Source organism: Azospirillum sp. BE72 (genome assembly GCF_031455875.1).
Classification (GTDB): Bacteria; Pseudomonadota; Alphaproteobacteria; order Azospirillales; family Azospirillaceae; genus Azospirillum.
This window is the reverse complement of the sequence record NZ_JAVDTO010000005.1, coordinates 225,492-247,717: the sequence shown is the minus strand read 5'-3', so window position 1 is coordinate 247,717 and position 22,226 is coordinate 225,492. Positions and strand designations below refer to the sequence as shown.

Below are 22,226 nucleotides of genomic sequence, written 5' to 3'. Positions count from 1 at the left end.
CGTGAACCGGGGGTGGCGCGAAAGGATGGACTGCCGACCATGACCAGCCGATTCCGTCACCGGATCACCAGCACGACCTCCCTCATCGCCCTGACCCTTCTTGCGCAGGCGGTCCCCGCCCTCGCCCAGACCGGCAGTGCGACCGACAGGGCCGTCACCCTCCCCTCCGTCGCGGTGGAGGGCGAGGCGCCCCGCCCGGTGGAGGCGGCGACCGTCATCGACCAGAAGACCATCGACCGCGAGGTGCCGCAGACCCTGCGCGACCTGTTCCAGGGCGAGCCGAGCATCACCGTCCCCGGCAGCAGCACCGCGGCGCAGAAGATCTATCTGCACGGCATCGACCAGAGCAAGCTGACCGTCACCATCGACGGTGCGGCCCAGCGCAACGGCATCTGGCACCACAACGGCAACCTGACGCTCGACCCGACCTTCCTGAAGTCGGTCCAGGTCGATCCGGGCGTGTCGCCCGCCGATGCCGGTCCGGGCGCGCTCGGCGGCGCGGTCGCCTTCGAGACGAAGGATGCCGCCGACCTGCTCCTGCCGGGGCAGGATGTCGGCGCCACCGCCATCCTCGGCTACGACACCAACTCCAAGACCTGGCGGACCACCGGCGCCGGCTATGCCGCCAAGCACGGCTTCGAGATCCTGGGCATCGGCACCCTGTCGCGCGGCAGGAACTACGAGAACGGCAACGGCGTGACCGAGGCCGGCACCGGCACCGATCTGGTCAGCGGCCTGGGCAAGCTGGCCTATGAGTCCGACAGCGGCCACCGCATCTCGGTGTCGGGCGAGCATGTGCGCGACGACGCCGTGCGCCGCCTGCGCTCCAACCTTGGCATCGTCGGCGGGCCGACCGGGCCGCTGATGAACAGCAACACCGCGACCCGCACCACCGCGGTCGTCAGCTACGAGACCACGCAGCCGACCGACTGGTTCAATCCCGGCGTCTCATTCACCTACACCCGCAACCGGCTGGAGCGGCCGAACGAGAACCGCCGCACCACCGCGCACGGCGCCTTCGACAGCGAGGTCGACACCATCGGCCTGACGGTGAAGAACAGCTTCGCCATCCCGACCGGCACCCTGACCGCCGGCTTCGACCTGTCCCGCGACGACATCCACATCGACCGCTTCCACTTCGCCACCGACGCGGAGGAGCGGATCACCAATGTCGGCGGCTTCCTGCAGGCGCGTCTGGCCCCGGTGGAGCGGCTGCGCCTGTCCACCGGCGTCCGCATCGACCACCAGAGCTACCGGTCGGTCGACGGCAAGACCTTCGACAACACCGGCATCAGCCCCAACCTGTCGGCCGACTACGCCGTGACCGACCGGCTCACCGCCTTCGGCGGCTACAGCTACAACTGGGGCGGGCTGGAGATGGCGGAAGCCGCCCTGTTCCACGCCGCCAACTACCGCTATTCCAGCGACCTGGAACCGGTGACCGCCCACAACATGCGCGCCGGCCTGCGCTATGCCGACCAGGGCCTGCGGCTGGAGGCGGCGGCCTTCCTGACCTACATGGAGAACCCGGTCGCCTGGAACTACACCACCTACACCCGCGTCAACGGCGAGGATCTGCGCAGCAGGGGCTTCGACCTGACCGCCGGCTATGACTGGAGCAATGCCGGGATCAGCGCGAAATACACCCACACCGACGTGAAGTACGGCAACCGCATGGCGCTGTCGTCGGACTACAACACGGCGGTCCCGGTCGGCGACCTCTTCGCCTTCCGCGGCCATTACGGCTTCGAGGATCTGCGGCTGACGCTGGGCGCCTCGGCGGAGATCGCGCTGAAGATCGAGGACGACGCGCTGCGGGCGAACGGCTTCCGCTCCATCGACGGCTATCAGGTCGTCAACCTCTTCACCGAATGGAAGCCGCTGGAGACGGCGCCCGACTGGACCCTGCGGGCCGAGGCCAACAACATCTTCGACGCGGCCTATGTCAGCCGGTCCAGCTACGGCCAGACCTCCACCGTGCAGCCGGCGCTCGCGGAAGGGCGGACCTTCTATCTCACCTCCACCGTCAAGTTCTGAGCCGACGGGAACCGATCACCATAGGGAGCGCACTCTTGCTGACCGAAACGGCCAAGATTCCGACGGCCCTTGCCAGCCGGTACCTGCAGCAGCTCTGCAAGCATTTCGCCCACAAGATCGCGGTGCGGTACGACGCCGCCGCCGGCGAGGCGCTGTTCCCCTGGGGACGCTGCACGATGACGGCGGCGGACGGCATCCTGACCCTGCATTGCGAGGCGGCGGACGCCGAGGCGCTGGCCCGCGTCAAGGCGGTGGTGGACGACCATCTGGTCCGCTTCGCCTGGAAGGAGGGGCTGAAGCCGGACTGGTTCCCCGCCGGCTGACACCGGCCGGTCAGGTTGCCGCTCGGCAGCCGGCGAGGATCGAACCGGAACAGGGTCCGGCATCCGGCTGTCGTCACCGACGGCCGGATCCGGGCCTTTCGCCGTTGCCGTCCCATCCGCCAGCCGGCACCGCGCCAGTTCGCGCTGCCGCTCGGCCAATGCCGCTTCGCGGGCACGGGCACGGCGGCGCTGCTCCTCGGTGCGGGCGCGCAGTTGCTGTTCCTGGCGCAGGCGCGAGGCCAGACGCCGCAGATCGTCGGCGGCCCGGCTCTCCCCCACCGCCGGCAGGGCGGCCAGAGCGTCGCGGAAGTCGCCCAGGGTCGGGAAGCGGCTCCATCCGCTGCGGAAATTCGACCAGACCGCCTCGAAGGCCGCCATCCAGCGGTCCGCCGGCCAATCGGCCATCGCCCGCACGTCGGCCTCCAGCAGTTCGGCGTCCGGCAGTTCCAGCGCGAAGCGGTCGGCCAGCTTTTCCAGCCCGATCAGCACATTCTCGATGCCGATCGGCGGCGTCAGCGTGCCGATGGCCTGCTCCACCCGGTCGGCCAGCGCCCCGATCTCGTCGGGAGACATATCCTGCGTCTCGAACCGCAGGTCGGCGACCTCAAGACTGGCCAGCGAGGCGAAGGCGCAGGGCAGTGAGGGTTTCGCGGTTGCGGACGGCAGCGTTGGACGCGGCATCGGACGCGGATCCGCTGCGGGGAGGGACGGAACGGCGATCATGGCGGGGCTCCCGGCGGTGGTTGCGAATGGCGGACGGAATGGACGGAGAGGCTTCGGCGGCGGGGTCGCGGGACAGATCGGGCGGAGCGACCAGTTCCCGGAGGATCCAGCGCCGCCATGCGGCCCCCGGATCCGGCGGGCGGTAGCCGTTGCGGGTATGCGCCTTGCGGCACCACGCCACGAACTTCGCGGTCACCCGGCCGGCATCGACCTCCGGGCGTTCCTGCGCCGCCCAGGCGAGATCGGCGGCATCAGGCTGCCAGTCGGCGGGCAAGGCCTCATCCTGCCGCGCATCCTGCCCGCCCGATTGGGAGGAGGATTCAGGATTCTGGGATTCCAAGGAGAAGCCGGCTGGCGAACCGCCGATGTCAGCCGGCTGACAGGACATGCCGGCGGTGACGCCCTCCATCCCCGTCAGCCGATAGGCGAAACCGCGCAGGCCGCGCCGCGACTGGGCGCAGACCAGTGCCGCCGACGGCGCCTGCAGGCCCTTCAGCACGGCATTGAACCAGGCGCGGCTCTGCCCAAGCTCCTCTGCCAGTTCACCTTGCGTGGCGGTGCAGACACCGTCGCGGTCGGCATGGGCATAGAGCGCGGACAACACCGCGATGTCGGCGGCCTGGATGCCGGGCATGGCAATCCAGCGCCTGTACATGTCGATGTATGGCTTCATTGAGACACCCGTCTGTCGGTCGATCCGTGAACGGGTGGAGACAAAGGGAGAGCGTCAACGGACTCGGGATGAATCCGCTTGGCATCACGGTGCTGCCCTGCCATCATGGAGTCGCCAAACCGCCAGATGTGGGGTGCCCGGGTTTCCCTCGGTCTCCTCCGTCCGACACGAAGGGCCCGGAGCAATCCGGGCCTTTTGTGTTTGCGGAGGTCAGTCCTCCGTTACGTCATGATGCTCTCCTTCAAGATGCAGCAAACCGTGGCGCCGGCCAGTAACTGGCATGGACGCAGGTTGATGGCGTGAGGGCGGTTTTCGCCCGTTTTTTGAAATGTGTACGTGCCGTTGCGCGTCTGTCCACGGTCTTCGGAAAGTGGCACATCAGCGACGTCGCAATGGGCGGCGGCGGGATTCTTCAGCGGGAATCAATTACTTATGGCGGCATGTCGTCGGCTGTCCCGCTGCGAGTGTCGCCGTTGTGCCGAAAGATTCGGGTCCGAACGTCGCCGTTCTGCCGAAAGATTCTTGAGAATGAGAGCTTTGTGTCTGCCGGATCCTGGCTCCGAACGTCGCCGTTCTGCCGAATAATGCAGCCCTCCCCTCCCCCACCCCACCACCAGCCGGCCAGAATCGGTGGAGAATCGGGCGGGAATCGGCCCTCCGGCGGATCGTCCGAACGTCGTCGTTCTGCCAGTCGGGGGCCGTTCAGGGGGCATCCTGACCCTGGCCCGGGCAGTGATGCAGCACCATAACCGAACAAAAACAACTACTTACGGTGAGAGCTGCCCGTTCCGCCACCCTCCGGCACGGCAGAACGCAGACGTTGACGCTGCCACCGGCCGGGTGAGAGCCCTCAGACGCGCGGCCGACCGCCTCTCATCGCCTCCCGCCGGCCCCGATCGGGAAAACTGGCAGAACGGCGACGTTCTAAGGAGCAAATCGCGCCGTTCACGGGAATCTTTCGGCAGAACGGCGACGTTTGAGCCGGAGCTGTGGAACAGAGGGGCGGGCTTGTGGATTATGGCTGCAACCCACTTGAAGCCGCACAGCACCCGCGGAGAGATCGCATGTCCCAGACCACCAACGCCGAGCTGCTCGACCGGCCGCTGCAATTGGCTCTGCGGCTCGATTCACCGCTGACCGGCGATGTCCAGAACGACCGCCACATGATGGTCTACAGCCTGTTCGGCCTGTCGAAGGACAAGGCGGAATCGCTGCCGACCTATGATGACGGCAAGGTGCGGATCGAGGTGCGGGCGCCGAAGAATGTCGGCGTCGCCACCATCTGGGACAAGGCGGTGCTGCTCTACGCCATCTCTCTGCTGCGCGAGAAGATGGAATCGGGAAAGGGCCCGTCCAAGCTGGGCGAGCTTCACTTCACCACCAGCGATCTCCAGCGCATCGTCGGCAAGACCGCCGGCGGCAGCGCCTATGACAAGATCGAAGGGGCGCTGGAACGGCTGCAGGGTACGCAGATCAAGACCAACCTGGAAACCGGCGGGGAGGGCGAAAGCGGCGCCTTCTCGTGGATTTCCGACTACAAGCTGCTCTACCAGCGCAAGAAGGACGGCGAGCGCGCGGTGCGCGGGTTGAAGCTGACCTTGTCGGGCTGGGTCACCCGTGCGGCGCTGGGCCACAATCTGCTGAGCTACGACGACCAGTATTTCGCGCTGAAGCCGGTGGAGAAGCGGCTTTACGAGATCGCGCGCGCCCATCTCGCCCGCGGCCATGCCTTTTGGATGGCGCTGGAGCCGCTGCGCAAGCGCGTCGGCTCCGACAACGACCTGCGCAAGTTCAAGAACGCGCTCGGTCCCGTCCTCGCCGCCGACCGCATCCCCGGCTATGGCGTGCGCATCGTCGAGACGGCGGAGTACAAGGAGACGATGAAGGCGCGCGGCGCCGTTCTGGGCCGCGTGCTGAACGCCGACCTGCCGGTGCTGTTCTGGAAGAAGGACCAGGGCCAGCCGGAGAACTGGATCGACGTTCCCAAGGTGGAATACGACGAGACGGTGTGACTCCCTCCCCATCCGATCCCCCTTCGGCTGGGGCAATCGCATTTGAAGCTCGTTTATCGACAAAGCCCCTCTCCCCCTGTGGGAGAGGGGTTGGGGTGAGGGGGTGCAAATCCTGGATTTGCAACAGCCTTCAGCCACCCCACCCCTCATCCCAACCCGCGGGTCGGCAAAACGCCGTTGGCGTTTGGCCGATCCCGCCCCGCAAGGGGAGAAGGGCATCCGGAATGGGTGAGTTCACGATCTCGATCGAAATACGATAGCCCTCTCCATCCGGTAGACACCCGTTGCCGGAGTGGCGACGACTTGGTAGGGTCGCCGCAACCGGTGCCGGGGCAGGAGGACGGGGCGTGACAGGGGAACAGTTGAAGGCGTTGCGGGAACGGCGCGGCCTGACCCAGACGCAGATGGCGGCGTTCGTCAACGAACTCACCGGCCGCAAATACGACAAGCAGCGGCTGAGCAAGTGGGAGACCGGCAAGGAGGCCCTGCCCCGCGACGTGCTGGGACGGCTTCTGCTGCTGGATCTGGAACGGCCGGAAAGCCCCCTGCCCCGCCGCGGCACCACCGTCGCCGTCGGACTGCAGAAAGGCGGCACGGCGAAGACCGCGACCTCCATCAACCTCGCCTTCATCCTGGCGCGCGCCGGCAACCGCGTGCTGCTGGTCGATGCCGACCCGCAGGGCAACGCCACCGTGCATGTCGGCGTGCCGCAGACCGACGTGGTGGCGTTGACCGAGGCCGGGAAGGTCCTCTATCACGCGCTGATGGGCAAGACCCCGCTCGATGCGGTGATCCGCCCGACCAGCGTCGAAGGGTTGGACGTCGTGCCGTCCAGCATCGCGCTGGCGAGCGCCGACACCGAGCTGCCGGGCAACCTGACCAACGCCCAGACCGCGCTGGCCGAAATGCTGGACGGCGTGCGGGAGCGCTATGACGTGATCGTCATCGACTGCGCCCCCAACCTGGGTGCGGTGACCATCAACGCCCTGACCGCCGCCGATTACGTCCTGGTCCCCTGTCAGGCCGAGCCGCACGCCATCCTCGGCGTCAGCGCCTTCCTCGACACCGTCGCGAAGATCCAGCGGCGGCTGAACCCACGGCTGGAGGTGCTGGGCATCCTTCCGACCATGGTCAACCCGCGCCAGACCCAGGATCGGTCGTCGCTGGAGGATATCGAGCGGCTGTGGGGGAACGACCGCCGCGTGTTCCCGCCGGTGCCGCGCGCGACCATCTACGCCCAGGCGGCCGGCGCCAACGTCATCACGCTGGACGCCGACATCGGCGCCCCCGGCGTGGAGAGCTATGCCGCCATCGCCTCCGCGCTGCTGACCGCCATGGGCCGCCTGCAGGAGACCGTCGATGCCGCCTAAGAAGCTGACCCGCCAGACCGCCGCCACCGTGCTCCAGGCCAAGGAGGCCGGCTTCGCCGCCGAGACCGACCGCATGTTCGGGCTGAGCGGCGTGCTGCCCCGGCTGGTCGAGGTCGATCTGGACGCCGTCGAGACCAACCCCGGCCAGCCGCGCACGGTGTTCGACGACGAGTCCCTGCGCTCGCTGGCGGACTCCATCGCCCGTCACGGGTTGCAGCAACCCGTGCTGGTGCAGGAGGGGGCGGAGAAGGGGCGCTACCGTCTGGTGGCCGGCGAGCGGCGGCTGCGCGCTCACCGGCTGCTCGGCCGCGGCACCATCGCCGCGATCATCACCAAGGGCCGTCCGGAAGAAATCGCGCTGATCGAGAATGTCCAGCGCGTGGATCTGGACGCCATCGACCTCGCCCGCGGCCTGTCGCAACTGATCGATGCGCATGGCTACACCCAGGCGGAGGTGGCGGCGGCCGTCGGCTGTTCGGAGGCCGAGGTGTCCAAGCGCCTGAAGGTGCTGCGCCTGCCCGACGACATCCTGGCCGACTATCGCGCCAACCCGGACGCGGTCTCCCGCTCCGCACTGGTCGAACTGGCCTTTGTCGAGGACGAGGCGGAGCTGCGCCGGCTTTGGCAGACGGCCCGCACCGGCGGATTGACGGTGGGCGCGGTGCGGGCGGCCCGTCCGGCGGCATCCTCCACGGCCGAGCCGATGCGGGTGCTGGGCAAGGCGATCAACCGCATGGACAAGGATCTGGCCGCCATCGACACGGTCGCCCAATCCTTGCAGCGCGAACATCGCGAAAGGCTGCAGGCCCTGCGCGACCGGATCGATGCCCTGCTGAACGGCTGAGGCTTTCGCACTCGAAAGCAACTGTCGGTCGCGCCTTGTCAGAAAAGCAACTTCAGCGCGCTTTCGAGTGCGAAAGCCTCTGGCGGTCGACCAGGGTGACCGCCTGCCCTGCCCCATGGTAAGGATTGCCGGCAAGACTACGACGCGACGGATCAGCGATGCCGGCTGTGCAGAGACGACATTTCCTTGGCGCGTTCGGGGGCTTCCTCGGAGCCGCCGCGCTGTCCGGCGCGGTGCCGCGGCCGGCGCTGGCCGCCGCCGGCACCTTGCGGATCGGGCTGAAGTCCCTGCCGGCGGCGCTCAATCCGCTGACCGTCAGCGACCTGGTCGCACGGCAGATTTTGGGCTCGATGTATGAAAGCCTGACCAGCGTCGATGCGCAGGGCCGCATCCTGCCGGGTCTTGCCACCGCCTGGGAAGCCTCGGAGGATGCGCGGCGTTGGCGGCTGACGATCCGCGACGGCGTGACCTTCCACACCGGACGCCCCTTCACCGCCGCCGCCGTCAAACGCAGTTTCGAGGCGGCTCTGGCCGGCGACGGCGCCAACTTCGCATTGCTGGCCCTGTCCAAGGTCCGCGGCTTTCGGGAGCTGCGGGCAAAGACGACCAACGAGCTGTCGGGCGTTACCGTCATCGACGACCGGACGCTGGAGGTCGTCTGCGACGAGCCCAACGCCGTCTTCCCCTTCGCCCGCATCCACATCGTCGATGTCGAGGCGGCCGAGCAGGCCGGTCCCGACTGGTTCCGCACCATGTCGGCTGGTACCGGCCCCTACCGGCTGGCCCGCTCGACCGAGGGTATCCGCATCGATGTGGAGGCCAATCCCGGCTGGCGCGGCGGTGCCGTCCCGTTCGAGCGGGTGTCCTTCCTCGCCACCGGCATCGGCAACGACGGCATCACGCTGTTCAACGACAGCCAGATCGATTTCACCTTCGTCGATACCGATGCGTTGCGCGGGGTGATGGACGATCCTGGTTTCAAGCGGTCGCTGACCAACGTGCAGCGGATGCAGATGCGGGTGGTGGCGCTCGACCCGCGCCGGGTGAAGGCTTTCGCCGACCTGCGGGTGCGCCGGGCGATGTCGCTGCTGATCGACCGCAACGCGGTGGCGGAACGTTTCTTCCGCGGTGTGGCTGCCGTCCATAACGGCGTCGTTCCGCCGGCCCTGCTGTCGAACGAAAAGCTGGAGCCGCTCGTCTACGACCCGACGCTGGCGGCGCGCCTGCTGGAGGAGGCGGGTTATCCGGGTGGGCGCGGCATCGATCCCTTCACGGTCAGCGTCATTCCGGAATACCGGCGCGAGTTCGTCTATTACGTGTCGCAATGGAACAATGCCGGCATTCCGGCGAAGCTGGTCACCGCCCCGCGGCAGGAGTTCATCGCCCGCTCCCGTCGGCGCGACTACGATTCCTTCCTGTTCGGCTGGACTGCCACCTACCCCGACCCGATGAACTTCCTGGACGAGCTGTTCAGCAGCCGCAGCCGCTTCAATCCCGTCGGCTGGTCCAATGCGGAATTCGACGGCCTGGTCGAACGCGCGATGGCCATCGCGGACCCCGACCGCCGCGCCGAGGTCTACAAGGACGCAGAGTGCATGGTGATGAAGGAGCTGCCGGTGATCCCGCTGGTGGTGCCGGATTACGTGGCTCTGCGCGGCAACGTGCTGAGCGAGAATTTCATCACGCCGTTCGGCGGCCTCAACTTCGGCTGAACCGGCATAGGGCAGGGTGATGCGGGTAAGAAAAAAGCCCCTGTCCGGCTGACGGACAGGGGCTTTTCATCGAAATGGCCGGGTGGCGTCAGGCGTCCTGCGATCCCGCCTCACGGAGGCAGTCAGCGGCCTTCGCTTCGCGCAGGCAATCCGCCACCTTGGCTTCGCGGAGGCAATCAGCGGCCTTCGCCTCACGGAGGCAATCCGCCGGCTTGGCTTCGCGGAGGCAATCAGCGGCCTTCGCCTCACGGAGGCAATCCGCCGCCTTGGCTTCGCGGAGGCAGTCAGCGGCCTTCGCCTCACGAAGGCAATCCGCGGTGGCGAACAGGCGGGCGCTGTCGGCGCGGGCGGCGGCCATGCGGTCGGCAGCGACGGCGACGCCGTTGTGATGGAGGTACTCGCCATACGCCGCCTCGCAGAAGCGGAAGTAGGCGCGGGTGTCGGCGACGATGAACTCGTGCCACAGATCGTCGCAAGCGGCCGATTGCGGAACGATGTCCCGGTCCGGATGCTCGGCGCAGGCCAGCAGGAAAGCCTTCAGCTGGTTCAGCGCGATCTCGGACATGGCAGGGGTCATGCCCGTGGCGACCGCCCGGTCAACCACATAGCCGAAGTCGAAACCGGCGATGATCTCCCGGGCACGCGTGATGTCGGTCGTGGTGGCGCCGCGCATGGGATCCTCCGAGGTTGCTTGTTTCCAGCCCGTGACGCGGGTTGCAGGACTGGTTCCGGGTATGGCGTCAATGTTGTGCCACAGCATAGCCGGATATGTGAGATTATTTTTAGTCCTAAGCGTCCGGCGCCCGGCCGATGACTTCTGCCGACCAGGGTATTATGCGGGGCGGGAGGTATCGGCGGCGACGGACAGGACCGGCCGCGAGGCGGTCATCGCCTCCACCAGCGTCGACAGGCGGTCGGGCATGACCGGCTTGGCGGCCACGATCACGCCCATCTCCGCCGCCCGGCTGGTCACCGCCCCGTCGAGCCGGCCGGAGATCAGTACCGCCGGAATGCGCAGGCCCAGCCGCTTCCATACCTCGGCGATGAAATCCAGGCCGTTCTCGGTGGCGGACAGGTGATAGTCGGCGATCACCGCATCGGGACGGACGGCTCCGTCCTGCACCGCCCGCAGGCCCTGCGCGACGGTGGAGGCGCCGACGACGCGATGCCCGGCACTGGTCAGGAACATGGAGATGGCGGACAGCACGAAGCTGTCGTCGTCGATCACCAGTATCGCGATCTCCCCCTCCTTCGCCGGCGCGTCCGCCAGCGTCGCCATCGTGGCCGCAGGAGCAGGGGCAGGGGCGGGTGGAGCGGCGGAGACGGCGGACCGCGCCACCGGAACAGGGGCCCCAGGCTTCACCGCAGCGGTCTCCACTGCAACGCTCTCCACCGCGGCGGCCTCCACCGGGGCCAGCGGAATGGTGACGGAGAAGACCGATCCCTTGCCCAGCGTCGAGCGCACCTTCACCGGGTGGTCCAGCACCGTCGCCAGCCGCTTGACGATCGACAGGCCCAGGCCGATGCCGTTGTCGCGGTTGCGCTCCGGGTTGCCGATCTGGTGGAACTCCTCGAAGATGGCCTCCAGCCGGTCTTCGGGGATGCCGATGCCGCTGTCCCGCACCTCGACGATCAGGTTGCCGCCGGATTCCAGGCAGGCGACCTGCACCTGCCCGCTGGCGGTGTAGCGGATCGCGTTGTCGATCAGATTGCCCAGCAGGCGCAGCAGCAGAATGCGGTCGGTCACCACCGGCGCGCGGTATTGCGGCACGGCGAAGGCCAGCCCCTTGTTGCGCGCCACTGGGCCGTACTGCGATTCCAGCGCGTCGAACAGGTCGGCGATCTCGTGCACCGCCTTGTTCGCCGTGACGCCGCCGGCGTCCAGCCGCGACACCTCCAGCAGCTCGTCCAGCAGCTGTTTCAGGGTCATGACGACCTGTTCGATCTTGCGCGCGGATTCCGCCACCTTCGGGTTGGGGGCGGTGGCGCGCAGCATCGCGGTCAGCATCAGCAGCGATTGGGCCGGCTGGCGCAGGTCGTGGCTGGCGGCGGCCATGAACTTGGCCTTCGACGCCACCGCCTGCTCCGCCCGTTCCTTGGCGACGCGCAGGTCGATGGCGTTCTGCCGGAAGGTGGCGAGCGCCTTGGCCATGCGGCCGATCTCGTCGTCGCGGTGGCGCACCGGCACGTCCACCGACACGTCGCCGGCCGCCAGATCGGCCATGGCGCGGGTCATGCCGGCGATGGGCAGGGTCATGCCGCGGGTCGCCCACACCACCCCCAGGACCACCAGCAGAAGGGTGACGGCGCCGACCCCGCTCAGCACCAGCACATGGTGGCGGATGGCCGCGTCGGTCGGGCCGGTGTCCAGCCGGACCAGCAGAGTGCCGATGTTGCGGACGGCGCCGGTCCGGTCCTGGTGGGTCAGCGGCACGGCGGCGGCAGTGGCGGCGGCGTCGCTGACGATGGCGGCGCCCGGCTTGCGGAAGATGGCGAAGCGTTCGCCATGGGTGCCCAGGATCACCGCCTCGGCGAAGCTGTCGATAGAGCGCAGCGGCATCAGCGCCGTGACCGCCTCTTCGGGATCGAGGTCCCACAGCGCGTTCGCCACGTCGTCCAGCACAATCCTGGTCGCCATCTCGGCCCGGATGGCCAGCTCGGCGCGGGTGTTGCGCACGTCGGCCTGGATCAGCACCACCATGGGCACGGCGATCAGCACCGACACCAGCAGCACCGCCGATGCCGTCGTCCGGGCGACCAGGCTCCGTGAAAAAACCTTGAACAGCATGCGGAAGCCTACGAAAACACGACGACCACGAACAAATCGCGCGGGTCATCCTAACCGAATCGGCGGCCAAACACGACAGCCGCGTGGTGCCGATGCTGCCGCCGTCCTCATCCCGGCGACTAAAGGAAGCGGTTCGCCCGCTTTCGGCGGCAGGACTATATAAAAAGCCCATATGACTGTTTCGAATCGTTGCTTTTTCTTGTTTGATTGCCTGTGTAAAAGTTCGCTTCCGATTTCGGACCCCGGAATTGGGGCGGGATCGGGATTGCCGCTGGGGGGCGGAGCATGGGAACCGGCATCATCATCGCCCTTGCGCACGGCGTCGGGCTGCTGGCGCTGGTCCTGCTCGCCTACCGCTATGTGCTGCGGCGGTTCGGGACGCGGCGCCTGCCCTTCGCCCTGCTGTCCGGCCTGCTGTTCGGCGTGGCCGCCGCCGTCTCGATGCTCGATGCCTACCCGGTCGAGAGCGGGGTGCTGGTCGACCTGCGCAACGTGATGATCGGGCTGGCCGGGCTGTTCGGCGGCTGGCCCGCCGCCCTGATCTCTGCCCTTGCTGCCGGCGGGGTGCGGCTGTGGCTGGGCGGCATGGGCTCGCTGACCGGTCTGGTCGGCATCCTGCTGACCGCGCTGGTGGCGCCGCTGCTGGCCCGGCCGATGGAGCGATGGGCCGCCGGCCACCGCGGGCCAGGGCAGGGGAAGGGGCAGGGGAAGGGGCAGGGGCCAGGGAAGGGAGAAGGGAAGGGCGCCTACGGCTTCGGCCTGCTGGCCCTGTTCGGCCTTGCCATCACCCCGCTGACCCTGCTGGCCTTCATGCTGCTGCCCGACCCCAGGCTCGCCCTGCGGGTGCTGGAGGAGGCGGCGCTGCCGCTGACCGCCTTCACCGCGCTCGGCATCGGCCTGCTCGGCACCATGCTGGCGCGCGAGCACCGGCGCGTCGCCGACGAGAACGCCCTGGCCGAGAACGCCGCCCTCTTCCGCGCCGTGTTCGACAGCTCCGCCGACAGCCTGGCGATCGTCCGCGTCGGCGACAACGGCGGCTTCACCCTGCACAGCGCCAACGCCGCCGCCCTGCGGGCGATGGGCGACCGCGCCGCCGACGCGGCCGGCAAGCCGCTGGACAGCCTGCTGCCGCCCGATCTGGCCGCCAAGGCGACGGCCGACCTGCAATCCTGCATCGACGCCGGCGCCCCCACCCGCTTCGAGGAGCAGCACACCCACGAGGGCGTCACCCGCTGGTGGGAGGTGTCGCAGGTGCCGATCCGCGATCGCAGCGGCGCCATCGTCATGCTGTCGGTCGGCGCCCGCGACATCACCCGCCGGCACGAGGCCGAACGCGCGATCCGCGCCAGTGAGGCGCGCTACCGCCTGCTGGCGCGCAGCGTCACCGATATCATCGGCCGCATCGGCCTGGACGGCGTGCGGAATTTCTGTTCGGAGGCGACGCGCGACAGCCTGGGCTGCGCGCCCATCGACCTGATCGGCCGCCCGCTGGTGGAGCGGGTCCACCCCGACGACCGCGACGCCCTGTCCGCCGGTCTGGCACAGCTGAGGCCCGACCGCCCGACCCTGAAGACCACCTACCGGCTGCGCCATGCCGATGGCCGCTGGGTGTGGATCGAGGCGGCGGTGCGGCTTGTCGCCGACGACTGGGGCGCGCCGCAGGATTACGTCAGCGTCGAGCGCGATGTCACCGCCCGCAAGATCATGGAGGCCGAGCTTCAGGACGCCCGCCAGGCCGCGGAATCGGCCAGCCGCAGCAAGACCGAGTTCCTGGCGAGCCTGAGCCACGAGCTGCGCACCCCGATGAACGCCGTCATCGGCTTCGCCGACCTGATCGCGCGGGAGTCGGAGGGGCCGGTCGGCAACGCCCATTACCGCGACTTCGCCGTCAACATCCGCGACAGCGGCCAGCATCTGCTGGAGCTGATCAACGAGATCCTCGACCATGTCCGGGCGGAGGCCGGGCAGCTGGTGCTGGACGACGAGCCGGTCGATCTCGACGCCGCCGCCACCTTCGCCATCCGCCTGCTGACCCCGCGCGCCGCCCGCGCCGGCATCGCCCTTTCGGCAACGGTGGACCCCGCCGCCCGTTTCCTGCGCGGCGACGAGCGGCGCCTCCGCCAGATCCTGCTGAACCTGCTGTCCAACGCCGTCAAATACACGCCCTCCGGCGGCGCCGTCTCGCTGGCCGCCGGCCCCGCGCCGGACGGCGGCCTGCTGCTGGAGGTGCGCGACACCGGCATCGGCATTCCCGAACAGGATCTGGGCCGCGTCCTGCAGGCCTACACCCGCGTCGAGAGCCCAGCCAACCGCCAGACCGAGGGCGCCGGGCTGGGCCTGCCGCTGACCCGCCGGCTGGTGGAGCTGCATGGCGGCACCATGACCCTGTCGAGCCGGGTGGGGGAAGGCACCATCGTCACCCTCCATTTCCCGCCCGACCGTCTGGCCGACGAGAGCGGCGGCACCGTCCGCCCGCCGTCGGACCGTCCCGGCCTGTCGATCCTGATGGTGGAGGACGACCACAACATCCTGGAGAACGGCTGCGCCCTGCTGCGCAGCTGGGGCCACCGGGTGATCGGCGCGTCCGGCGCCGGCGAGGCCCTGCCGGTGCTGCGCGGGGACGAGCCGCTGGACCTGCTGTTCAGCGACATCGTGATGCCGCCGGGCATGAACGGGGCGGAGCTGGCGCGCGAGGCGCGTCGCCTGCGCCCCGACCTTCCGGTTCTGCTGGCTTCGGGCTTCGCCGCCCATGCGGTGGTGGCCGACGACGTGGCGCTGGGCGGCTACGACCTGATCGCCAAGCCCTACGACCCGCTGGAGCTGCGCGACCGTCTGGCCCGCCTGCACCCGCTGGCGCCGTCCCCGCCCCTGGCCCCACCCCCGGCCCCGCCGCAGCCGTCCCCCGAGCCGCCCGCCCCGCCGGTCCAGCCGGCCGCGGAGCCCCCGCCGCCGCCGCCCATCGCCGGGGTCGTGCCCGAGGCCATGCCCGAGCCCCCCGCCGAGCCTTCAATCCCGCTGGCCGCCCCGCCGCCCGCCACAACGCCCGGCCCCGCGGCATCGGCGCCGGGCTCCCTGCGCATCCTGGTGGCGGAGGATGTGGAGATGAACCGCCTGCTGGCCGTCACCCTGCTGAAGCAGGCCGGCCACAGCGTCGCGGCGGTGGAGGACGGGGCGCAGGCGGTTGCGGCGGCAGCGGCGGTGGATGGGCGCGAACCGTTCGACGCGATCCTGATGGACGTCAACATGCCGGTGATGGACGGCCTGGAGGCGACCCGCGCCATCCGCGCCATGCCCGGCCCAGCCGGCCGAGTCGCCATCGTGGCGCTGACCGCCAACACCTTCCCCGACGACATCGCCCGCTGCTACGAGGCCGGCATGGACTGCCATGTGCCCAAGCCCATCGACCGCGTGCTGCTGCTGACCGAGATCGCCCGCTGCGTCGCCTCGCGCCGGGCGGTGGAGGCGATGGGGGAGGGATAGGGGGGACCAAAATATTGTCGATTGGCGGAGTGTCATTGAGTTTAATTTGCGCTAGAATCTTCTTGTCTGCCATTAGGAATCGGTGCAATACAGAGGATGCTGCAAGCTGCAATTGATCAACTGGAATCAAATGGCATTTTCATTTTGCAATGTCATTTTTGCTGTAGATTGAGACCAATAGGTCGGCGGAAGTGACGATCAGGCGACACAGGACGCGCCTGAACGAAGAGTAGGTAATAGAGGGGGTCGCGCCAAAACATGGAAACTGAAGATAAAATTAGAGCTTTTCGTGCATCGATTTCGCCGAATCTCCTCGCCCGCGACGATTTTATTAATTGGCAACTTATTGATCAGCATTTGGTTTCGTCTGGGGCCGCGATTCAATATATGCAGGATTTCGTTGACAGCGGCGATGTCACGCGTGATGGACTTGCACATCTGTTGCACCAACACCCCTCGACCTATCCACTATTGCTCGACCTAATCGCGTTCAACAGTAGCGGCACACAGGTCGAGAAATGGGGGCTGCCACAGTCGATTGACAAGGATATAAGGCGTACAACCTGGGTTGCTGGCCAGCTCATGCATGTCGGGATAGACAAGATCCTCAGCACGGGCGCTGCAGTCGAACCTTTGCTGCGTATTGCTGAGGTCTATAAGGATAGCTACCGGCGACGCTTTCGGTCTGCGGGCAGGCTGGATGACAGAACGCGTCGGCTTGTTCTCACCGCGCTGCTTGAGGTGAACAAGACTCTCGAGCAGCCTGTAAAGATCAATCCCAACGCCCTCACAGATAGCGGGCTCAGGCGTTCTCTGCCCTTCATCCTTGCGGTCGGCAATCGACCAATCGCTGGTATCGCAACGGTTTTCCAGAACCAGTCCGGTGGACGCCAGCAGCGTGACCTATCAGTAATCTATCCTAATCTGCAGCAGCGTCTCGATGCTATTGGCATGTCGCTCATCCTGATTGCCGACGGCCAGGGACTCAAGGAAGCATCTGACCGGACGCTTACCGCATTGTTCGACGGAGTGCGATATCCCATGACTCTGAGTTCGGCGGAGCATGGGGAATTGGTCGCTGCTATCATTAGCGCGACTGCATCCGAAGTGCCTAAGACGATTGAGCGGACTGCGCTTGAGCAAATCATCCTCAATGGGCTGAACTCACGGTTGGAGGTGCGTGCCGAAGATCTTCCTGTTAGCCCGCACCAAGCACGCTTGGCGCTTGCCTATTTCATCGAAAGTTTTCGCAAGCTTGCATTGAGCCTCGGTTCTGATGGAGAGTCAGTCACCTGGGCTAATCGCGTTTGGGTTGAGCGGGCGCGCAAGCTCAGAGTTGCATTCAATGCGAATGACGCGATCGCTTTGCTCGCTGAGATGCTTGAAACCGACGTGACCAAGAGTGAGGTGAGCCCGACTGGGACGTTCGCTGAGTTGCGCGCGCCTTCCGTCCAACCGTTCGCGGCGATGCTGCACGTCGCAGCGAATATCGCAGTATTGAGCGACGAACGCGCGCGCGACATTGCGCAACGCTCAATGGAATGCGCCCCGGGTTCGCCGGTCGCGATCTATCTGACCTCTGGGTCACTCGATGCCAGCCAGATTCAGGCACATCGCAAAACGCAGATCTTCCTGCCGACAAATATCGTCGTGCTTTCGCCTGAGAACTTGGAGGACATGGCCCGTCAGCAACGGCCTCTCCAACGGTTCATGGATGCGATGCTTGCTCAGTCCGATCTTACCAAAGTAAGCCCATACATTCTTAATAATGCCACGCCTGCCCGTATGTTTTACGGGCGTGAGCGAGAAGCGGCGACTGTGTTACAAACGGTAACAACCAATAGCGTCGCTCTGCTGGGAAGTCGTCGTATTGGCAAGACGTCGCTGATCAGGAGACTTCAGGAAGAGCTCGGAAGGGCTCGGTTTCAAACGTTTTTTGGGGATTGTCAGACCGTCAGAACTTGGTCAGATTTTGCCGATCTTGCGAAGCGAAACTGGCAGGTCGACCTTCCAGCACAGTTCAGGCCGAATCATCTTTCCGACATGGTCGCGCAGCTTAGCGAGCGCGGTGACGGGCAAGTCATCATCATCCTCGATGAAATTGACCAACTGCTCGATTGGGACCAAAATTATACGACGGACTCTGTGCCGGAGGCCTTCTTCCGCGCTTGTCGTTCGCTCTCGCAGGAAGGTGCCGCGCATTTCGTCTTCTCAGGGGAGCGCCGAATCGCGAATCGCTTGTGGGATCCGCAATCACCCCATTGGAACTTCTGTCGCGAGGTCCAACTCACGCAACTCGACGAAGCTGATGCAATTTCGCTGCTGGTGGAGCCGCTTCTCGCAATGAATATCGAGATTGTCGAGCCCGCCGCGTTCGAGAATGAAGCGTGGGAGCGCACCAGCGGTCATCCGCAGATTGTGCAGTTTCTAGGGGACCGATTGGTACGTTCGCTCGATGCGCGATCTGATCGTCGCAACCTCTCACTCAGCGCAGACGACATCGTCACGGTCACTGAGACATTTGAATTCGCTGAACATTACCTCGGCACTTACTGGGGACAAGCAACGCCCTTCGAGCGATCTGTCAGTCGCGCCATTGTCTCAGGTTGCGCTAATTCTTCTGACGTGCTTTCTTGGGTTGTGGAGGCGCCGAAACAAGGCGATGAAGAGGCTTTGTTCAACGCACTTCGCATGCTCCAACTCTACGGTGTCGTTGAAGAGCGCGACGGCCAACTGCGGATGCGCGCAGCGTGGTTTGCGCAAGCGCTTGCACATTTCAACGACTAAAAGCACTTTCTCGAAAGGCCCGCATATGCATCTCCATGGCCCAGTTCCCCTCGACAATGCCTTCTATGCCGAACGTGATTTCGAGACTACCCTGGTGAAAGAGGTTCAAGCAGGGAATTGGGTATTGCTGCTCGGGCCGCGCCAACATGGGAAGACTTCTGCGTTTCTTCGGTTGCGCAAAACCCTGTCAGACAACGCGACGAGCACCGCACTTGTCGATCTACAAAAGATCCCTCCTTTCGGAACATATACGCAACTTGTGGCTTGGTTCGCAAAGCAAGTCGCAGCCGCACTCGAACATGCGGTCGAGATCACGCAGACCGACGATTTGGCGACAGCATTGAGCGAAGCACTGCCAGCAGGCAGCGCTCCTGTAGTAATCTTGATCGATGAGGCATCGAACATTGGTAATGACGAATGGCGCAATTCGTTCTTCGGTCAATTGCGCGCGATCTCAAGCGAACGGGCAATTGCGAAGGATGGCGAGATTGCGAAACGGCTGCGTTTTGTCTTCGCCGGTACGTTCCGCCCAGAGCGCTTGGTGGCTGAAGCAAACTCGCCGTTTAATATCTGCGAACGAATCGATACCACGGACCTTGCGTTGGCCGATATTGTGCAACTCGCCACCGCGGCCGGTCTTGCCAAACCCGATCAGGCTGCGGCACTCATATACGACAAGGTGGGTGGCCAACCATATCTCTGCCAGCGTCTCATTCAGGCTGGTGTTGGTGAGGGGGATCCACTTGCCGCGATCTCTAAGGAGCTTGAACGCCTTGCCGAAGGCGATAGCGATCATATCAGTAATCTCTTCCGGCGCGTAGCAAGTGATGAGGCGCTGGTCGCGCTCGTTGCTACGGCCGTCGATACCGGCAAGGTCGGCAGCGAGGCGGGCAACGAGGATCAGCGCTATCTGATCGTCCTCGGGATGTTTCGCCGCAACAAAGGGGCACTTTACTTCAGGAACAAGCTCTATGCAGAGGTCGCCGCACTAAGCCCGCAATTTGCAAAAGTTGAAAATTACGGCGCAAAGCGCGCCGTATTGTTCGCTCTCGAGATTGAAGCCTTCGCCTCGGTTGCGTCGCCCGAACTTAAGGAAGTGGCGCACAACGCACAACGTGGTGCGGTAGGTGCCTACCAAGCTGGCAGCAACCGATTGGCATTAGCTGGGTTCGGCACGGCAATGGAAGCGGTCCTGATCGATTTTCTTCAGCGGCAATCTCCTAGAGATCTGAGAACTGCTGCGGCCAAATGCAAGCAGACAAGGAGTAACTGGTTCAAACCGACCGATCCGACAAGTTGGGCACTTGTTGATCTGATGCGGGGGGTGCGTTCCCTATTGAATCTGGGCGATGTTGATATTCCGGAGAACCTTCGGGAGTGGCGGAACCTCATTCATCCTGGGGCGTGCCTCAGCAACTATCAGCAGGACAAAGATCTAGCGCCTGAGGTTTGCACTGCTGCTGGGCAGTTGCAAATCGTGCTTCGCGATCTGCCATAGATGCCCGCTTCAGAAAAGCGGTGAAACTGACTTCTGCGACTGAATTTGGCGCAAAGCGGTCCGATTGAAAGGTCTGCTTTGGGCTGAAGGCGGATACTTTCGGACCCTCCCACCCCCCATTTTCCCAAAACCTTCCCGACCCCGGACCAAATTCCTATACCATCTCCGCCCAGGTCCCACCCCTTCGCGGAGCCGCGCCATGCCCGTCGACAGCCGTACCCTCCAGAACGACCGTTTCCCCGCCTGGGCCGAAGAGCCGCCGGTGCCGGCCGAAGGCTCGCTGGTCCCCGGTTCGCAGTTCCATGACGAGCAGTGGATCATGGCCGCCGGTATGCTGGCGCGCGGCAACAGCTTCCTTCAGGTCTCCCGCGCCATGGGCTGCAGCCGCACCACGCTCTGGCGCGCCTATTACGGCTCCAAGGATTTCCGTCACAGGGTGTGGTGGGAGCGGCAGGCGCTGAACCGCGAGGCCGAGCTGCGCCTGTCCTCGCTGCGCATCCTGGTGGCCGAGCAGATCGAGCGGCTGGTCACCTCCGGCGATCCCGCCACCGTCCGCTGGATGGCCGAACGGCTCGGCCTGTTCGACGGCCTCGACCGCCCGGCGTCCAGGCGGCAAGCCGCCGAACAGGCCGAACCGCCCGCTCCCCGGCCGGCCCCCAGGCCCGCCCCCAGGCCCGACGATCCGCCCGCCGTCACAATCCCCGAACTGGACGACGACATCCCCGGCGACCTGCGCGAGCGGCGGGAGCCCGATCCGGCCATGGTCGCCGCCATCCTGGCCCGTCCGGAGGGAAAAGGTCCGAAGGGCGTCTTCCCCTGGACCGTCAACGAGTACGAGCATTACCCCAACCTCAACCCCGGCCCGGTCAGCCGCCGCGCCGCCGGTCCCTTCTCCCATCCCCTCTGACGGCTCCGCCGGCCGATGCGACATCCGCCGGGTCCTGTTCCACACCGTTCCACGCCCCGATGAGGTTGCCGATACCCCCACCGTGACCGGCCCCGCCGCACTGTCCGACCGGGATGCTTGATCGCGCCGCCGATCTGTCTGACCCTGCGTGTCCGTTCGCAGACCCGAGGATCACGCGATGACCGCCGGCCCCGCCTTTACCTGTGTGCTCGACGCCCGTGCCAAGCTGGGGGAGGGGCCGGTCTGGTCGGTGGACGAGCAGGCGCTCTATTGGGTCGACATCAAGGGCCGGGCGCTGAACCGCTTCGATCCGGCCACCGGGACCAATCGTGCGATGGCTCTGCCGGAGGAGATCGGCTGCGTCGCCCCGCGCAAGGGCGGCGGCTTCATCGCCGGCCTGCGCTCCGGCCTGTGGCAGCTGGACGGGGAGGGGAGACCGGTCACCTGCCTCGCCGCCAATCCGGAGGACCAGGGCGCCAGCCGCTTCAACGACGGCAGGACCGATCCCGCCGGCCGCTATCTGGCCGGCACGCTGGACGAGCCCAAGGCCGGTGGCAAGGCGCATCTCTACCGCTACGACCGGCGCGGGCTGGCGGTGCTGGCCGGCGGGCTGCTGACCTCCAACGGTCTGGCCTTCAGCCCGGACGGGCGGACCCTGTACCATTCGGACACCCCGACCTTCACCGTCCACCGCTACCGCTACGATCCCGCCACTGGCGACATCTCCGACCGCGAGGTCTTCGTCCGGCTGGAGCCGAAGGACGGCGACCGCGGCCGGCCGGACGGCGCGGCGGTGGATGCCGATGGCTGCTATTGGTCGGCGCTGTACGAGGGGGGGCGGGTCGCGCGCTTCTCCCCTGCCGGCGAACTGCTGTCGGAGCATCCGGTGCCGGCGCGCTGCCCGACCATGGTCGCTTTCGGCGGCCCCGACCTGCGCACCCTCTACGTCACCACCGCCAGCGCCGGCCGCCCCGCCGACGAGCTGGAGCGCCTGCCGCAGTCCGGCGGCCTGTTCGCCATGACGGTCGATGTGCCGGGCCTGCCGGTCCCGCCCTTCGACCCGGAAGCCTGA

General features: G+C 66.4%; 15 protein-coding genes. 12 read left to right on the top strand and 3 right to left on the bottom strand.

The annotated features are described in order from the left end of the window. Positions 1-39 precede the first annotated feature (39 nt). Genes J2Y49_RS17385 through J2Y49_RS17375 form a run of 3 tightly spaced genes read left to right on the top strand, consistent with a single transcriptional unit; the run spans position 40 to position 3,002 of the window. On the top strand, positions 40-2,037 hold the full coding sequence (locus J2Y49_RS17385) for a TonB-dependent receptor domain-containing protein (protein ID WP_310116112.1): 1,998 nt from the start codon (positions 40-42) through the stop codon (positions 2,035-2,037). A gap of 35 nt (positions 2,038-2,072) precedes the next feature. After that, entirely contained in the window at positions 2,073-2,360 is a 288-nt protein-coding gene (locus J2Y49_RS17380; protein WP_310116111.1) for a DUF2218 domain-containing protein, read from the top strand. Positions 2,361-2,375: 15 nt separating this feature from the next. After that, on the top strand, positions 2,376-3,002 hold the full coding sequence (locus J2Y49_RS17375) for a hypothetical protein (RefSeq protein WP_310116110.1): 627 nt from the start codon (positions 2,376-2,378) through the stop codon (positions 3,000-3,002). On the opposite strand, the gene J2Y49_RS17370 is transcribed toward J2Y49_RS17375, so the two are convergent. Then, the gene (locus tag J2Y49_RS17370) at positions 2,965-3,756 is read right to left on the bottom strand and encodes a MarR family transcriptional regulator (RefSeq protein WP_310116108.1); all 792 of its coding nucleotides are present in this window, start codon (positions 3,754-3,756) and stop codon (positions 2,965-2,967) included. The genes J2Y49_RS17375 and J2Y49_RS17370 overlap by 38 nt on opposite strands. Positions 3,757-4,820: 1,064 nt before the next feature. Between J2Y49_RS17370 and J2Y49_RS17365 the strand changes: the two genes are divergently transcribed. The 4 genes from J2Y49_RS17365 to J2Y49_RS17350 all read left to right on the top strand — a co-directional run bounded on the left by J2Y49_RS17365 (position 4,821) and on the right by J2Y49_RS17350 (position 9,694). Next, positions 4,821-5,768, top strand: coding sequence for a replication initiator protein A (locus J2Y49_RS17365; protein WP_149228246.1), 948 nt, complete (start codon positions 4,821-4,823; stop codon positions 5,766-5,768). Between the two features lie 347 nt (positions 5,769-6,115). After that, a complete protein-coding gene (locus J2Y49_RS17360) occupies positions 6,116-7,138 on the top strand; it encodes an AAA family ATPase (RefSeq protein ID WP_310116107.1) in 1,023 nt (340 codons plus the stop codon). Continuing rightward, entirely contained in the window at positions 7,128-7,982 is an 855-nt protein-coding gene (locus J2Y49_RS17355) for a ParB/RepB/Spo0J family partition protein (RefSeq protein ID WP_310116106.1), read from the top strand. Before J2Y49_RS17360 ends, J2Y49_RS17355 begins: the two co-directional genes overlap by 11 nt. A gap of 158 nt (positions 7,983-8,140) precedes the next feature. Beyond that, positions 8,141-9,694, top strand: a complete 1,554-nt coding sequence (locus J2Y49_RS17350; protein WP_310116105.1) for an ABC transporter substrate-binding protein — start codon at positions 8,141-8,143, stop codon at positions 9,692-9,694. Positions 9,695-9,782: 88 nt separating this feature from the next. On the opposite strand, the gene J2Y49_RS17345 is transcribed toward J2Y49_RS17350, so the two are convergent. Further along, complete coding sequence (locus tag J2Y49_RS17345) at positions 9,783-10,367, bottom strand: hypothetical protein (protein WP_310116104.1); 585 nt, start codon at positions 10,365-10,367, stop codon at positions 9,783-9,785. A 159-nt stretch (positions 10,368-10,526) separates the two neighbouring features. Then, positions 10,527-12,482 (bottom strand): hybrid sensor histidine kinase/response regulator, encoded by a 1,956-nt coding sequence (locus J2Y49_RS17340; RefSeq protein WP_310116103.1) that lies wholly within the window; start codon positions 12,480-12,482, stop codon positions 10,527-10,529. A gap of 285 nt (positions 12,483-12,767) precedes the next feature. On the opposite strand from J2Y49_RS17340, the gene J2Y49_RS17335 reads away from it, so the two are divergent. The 5 genes from J2Y49_RS17335 to J2Y49_RS17315 all read left to right on the top strand — a co-directional run bounded on the left by J2Y49_RS17335 (position 12,768) and on the right by J2Y49_RS17315 (position 22,226). Beyond that, complete coding sequence (locus tag J2Y49_RS17335) at positions 12,768-15,962, top strand: response regulator (protein WP_310116102.1); 3,195 nt, start codon at positions 12,768-12,770, stop codon at positions 15,960-15,962. A 258-nt stretch (positions 15,963-16,220) separates the two neighbouring features. Continuing rightward, a complete protein-coding gene (locus J2Y49_RS17330; protein ID WP_310116101.1) occupies positions 16,221-18,749 on the top strand; it encodes an AAA family ATPase in 2,529 nt (842 codons plus the stop codon). After that, positions 18,718-20,247 (top strand): AAA-like domain-containing protein, encoded by a 1,530-nt coding sequence (locus tag J2Y49_RS17325; protein WP_310116100.1) that lies wholly within the window; start codon positions 18,718-18,720, stop codon positions 20,245-20,247. The genes J2Y49_RS17330 and J2Y49_RS17325 overlap by 32 nt, the downstream gene beginning before the upstream one ends. A 199-nt stretch (positions 20,248-20,446) precedes the next feature. Beyond that, on the top strand, positions 20,447-21,154 hold the full coding sequence (locus J2Y49_RS17320; RefSeq protein ID WP_310116099.1) for a hypothetical protein: 708 nt from the start codon (positions 20,447-20,449) through the stop codon (positions 21,152-21,154). Positions 21,155-21,332: 178 nt separating this feature from the next. Then, complete coding sequence (locus tag J2Y49_RS17315) at positions 21,333-22,226, top strand: SMP-30/gluconolactonase/LRE family protein (protein WP_310116098.1); 894 nt, start codon at positions 21,333-21,335, stop codon at positions 22,224-22,226.

Excerpts from the sequence above, each read along its gene's own strand:
- J2Y49_RS17385 (WP_310116112.1), top strand. The coding sequence starts at position 40 with ATGACCAGCCGATTCCGTCACCGGATCACCAGCACGACCTCCCTCATC.
- J2Y49_RS17370 (WP_310116108.1), bottom strand. The coding sequence starts at position 3,756 with ATGAAGCCATACATCGACATGTACAGGCGCTGGATTGCCATGCCCGGC.
- J2Y49_RS17365 (WP_149228246.1), top strand. The coding sequence starts at position 4,821 with ATGTCCCAGACCACCAACGCCGAGCTGCTCGACCGGCCGCTGCAATTG.
- J2Y49_RS17355 (WP_310116106.1), top strand. The coding sequence starts at position 7,128 with ATGCCGCCTAAGAAGCTGACCCGCCAGACCGCCGCCACCGTGCTCCAG.
- J2Y49_RS17350 (WP_310116105.1), top strand. The coding sequence starts at position 8,141 with ATGCCGGCTGTGCAGAGACGACATTTCCTTGGCGCGTTCGGGGGCTTC.
- J2Y49_RS17345 (WP_310116104.1), bottom strand. The coding sequence starts at position 10,367 with ATGCGCGGCGCCACCACGACCGACATCACGCGTGCCCGGGAGATCATC.
- J2Y49_RS17340 (WP_310116103.1), bottom strand. The coding sequence starts at position 12,482 with ATGCTGTTCAAGGTTTTTTCACGGAGCCTGGTCGCCCGGACGACGGCA.
- J2Y49_RS17335 (WP_310116102.1), top strand. The coding sequence starts at position 12,768 with ATGGGAACCGGCATCATCATCGCCCTTGCGCACGGCGTCGGGCTGCTG.
- J2Y49_RS17330 (WP_310116101.1), top strand. The coding sequence starts at position 16,221 with ATGGAAACTGAAGATAAAATTAGAGCTTTTCGTGCATCGATTTCGCCG.
- J2Y49_RS17320 (WP_310116099.1), top strand. The coding sequence starts at position 20,447 with ATGCCCGTCGACAGCCGTACCCTCCAGAACGACCGTTTCCCCGCCTGG.
- J2Y49_RS17315 (WP_310116098.1), top strand. The coding sequence starts at position 21,333 with ATGACCGCCGGCCCCGCCTTTACCTGTGTGCTCGACGCCCGTGCCAAG.